The sequence below is a fragment of the Collinsella sp. CLA-ER-H6 genome, assembly GCF_040092305.1.
In the GTDB taxonomy this organism is placed as follows: domain Bacteria; phylum Actinomycetota; class Coriobacteriia; order Coriobacteriales; family Coriobacteriaceae; genus Collinsella.
On sequence record NZ_JBBNLS010000032.1, the window covers coordinates 1 to 2,415 of the forward strand.

At 68.2% G+C, this 2,415-nt stretch carries 2 protein-coding genes; both read right to left on the reverse strand.

The annotated features are described in order from the left end of the window. A partial coding sequence (locus tag AAAX77_RS09735; protein ID WP_349106077.1) for a sugar nucleotide-binding protein occupies positions 1–1,405 on the reverse strand: 1,405 nt, incomplete at its 3' end. Between the two features lie 14 nt (positions 1,406–1,419). Beyond that, positions 1,420–2,415 (reverse strand): dTDP-glucose 4,6-dehydratase (rfbB, locus tag AAAX77_RS09740; RefSeq protein WP_349106079.1); only part of this gene is annotated, 996 nt, incomplete at its 5' end.

A 2,415-nucleotide genomic window follows, 5' to 3' on the forward strand; every position in this document is an offset into this window, starting at 1 on the left:
GGAAGCCCACGGCTTCGAGCCTGGAAAGGTCGAGCGCGGAGTGGACCGGGCGCGGGGCGACGGGGCCGGCGGCGCTCGCGTAGTAGTCGGCAGTCGATACCGGCACGACCCTGTCGCCGTTGCCGTTGGCGGTCTCGAAGACGGCGCGGGCGATGTCCGCCCAGGACCTGACCGCACCCGAGCCGGTGCAGTCGTAGGTGCCGTAGGGGGCGTGCGTCCCCAGCACGTGGAAGATGGCCCCGGCCATGTCGCGCGTGAAGGTCAGGCGTCCCAGCTGGTCGTCCACGACGGTGACCTGCTCCAACTTGTCCTCCGGGTCGGCGACGCGGTCGGAGAGCGCCATCATGGTCTTGACGAAGTTGTGCCCCTCGCCGATGACCCAGGAGCTGCGCATGATGTAGTGGCGCGGGCACCCGGCAACGGCGATGTCGCCGGCCGCCTTGGTCTGGCCGTAGACGGAAAGCGGGGAGAGGGGCTCCTCCTCGTCGTGCACCTCGGCGGCGCCGTCGAAGACGTAGTCGGAGGACACGTGGACGAGCGTGATGCCGTGCTCGGCGCAGGTGCGGGCGAGCAGCGCCGGGCCGGTGGCGTTGGCCTTCCAGGCGGCCGCGCGGCCCTCGGGGGTCTCGGCCCTGTCCACGGCCGTGTAGGCGCCGCAGTTGATGACGGTGCCGTAGAGCGACCAGTCGTACTGCGCGTAGGCGTCCGGGTCGGACATGTCGAAGGTGTCGATGTCGCAGAAGTCGAAGTCCTTCGCGACCCCGCGCTCCTCCGCCAGCGCGCGCACCGCATGTCCCAGCTGGCCGTTGCAGCCGGTGACGAGGGTGCGCTTCGGCGCCATTGGGACGACGTCCCTGAGCATCGGGTGGTTGAGGTCCGCCTCGGAGACGGTGGCCTCATCGAGCGGGATCGGCCACTCGATGGCGAGCTCCGGGTCGGCGAGGTTCACGAACGTGTAGGTCCTCTTCAGCTCCAGCGACCAGTGGGCGTCCACCAGGTAGGTGTAGGCGGTGCCGTCCTCCAGGGCCTGGAAGGAGTTGCCCACGCCGCGCGGGACGTAGATGGCCTTGGAGGGGTCCAGAACGGTCGTGAACACCTTGCCGAAGGTCTCGCTGCCCTCGCGCAGGTCGACCCAGGCGCCGAAGACCGAGCCGCGGGCCACGGAGATGAACTTGTCCCAGGGCTCGGCGTGGATGCCGCGGGTGACGCCGCGGCTGTCGTTGTAGGAGATGTTGTTCTGGACGACCCTGAGGTCCGGGATGCCCAGGGCGGTCATCTTGGCGCGCTGCCAGTTCTCCTTGAACCAGCCGCGCGAGTCGCCGTGGACGGCGAGGTCGACGACTCTGAGGCCCCCGATGCCGGTCTCGGCGACGGAGAGGTCCTTCTCGAATGCGATGTCTGCCATTTATCTCTCCCCTCCTACTGGCCCTGCGCCCTGTAGCGGGCCTCGGTGGCCTCCTTGGCCGGGCGCCACCAGGACTCGTTGGCCACGTACCAGTCGATCGTCTGCTTGAGCCCCTCGGCGAAGTCGGTGTGGGCAGGCCTCCAGCCGAGCTCGCGCTGGAGCTTCGTGCTGTCGATGGCGTAGCGGCGGTCGTGGCCGGGGCGGTCGGCGACCCAGTCGAAGTCCTCGGGGTCCTTTCCCATCGCCTCGAGGATCATGCGGAGCACGGTGATGTTGTTCTTCTCGCCGTCGGCTCCGATGAGGTAGGTCTCCCCCATGCGGCCCTTCGTGAGGATGTCCCAGACGGCGCTGGAGTGGTCCTCGGTGTGGATCCAGTCGCGGACGTTCTCGCCGCGGCCGTAGAGCTTGGGGCGGACGCCGTCGACGATGTTGGTGATCTGCCTGGGGATGAACTTCTCCACGTGCTGGTAGGGGCCGTAGTTGTTGGAGCAGTTGGAGATCGTGGTGCGAAGCCCGTAGGTGCGGGTCCAGGCGCGCACGAGCATGTCGGAGCTCGCCTTGGTGCTCGAGTACGGGCTGCTCGGGTGGTACGGCGTCTCCTCGGTGAACTTCGCCGGGTCGTCGAGCGCCAGGTCGCCGTAGACCTCGTCGGTGGAGACGTGGTGGTAGCGGACGCCGTATTTCCTCACGGCCTCCAGCAGGCAGAAGGTGCCCTCCACGTTGGTGCGAAGGAAGGGCTCGGGGTCGGCGATGGAGTTGTCGTTGTGGCTCTCGGCGGCGTAGTGCACGATCGCGTCGTGGCCCGGGACGATGCGGTCCAGCAGCGCGGTGTCGCAGATGTCGCCCACGACGAGCTCCACGCGGTCAGCGGGGAGCCCGGCGATGTTCTCGGGGTTGCCGGCGTAGGTCAGCTTGTCCAGGACGGTGACGTGGACGCCCGGGTGGTTGTTCACGACGTAGTGCACGAAGTTGCTGCCGATGAAGCCGCAGCCGCCCGTGACGATGATGTT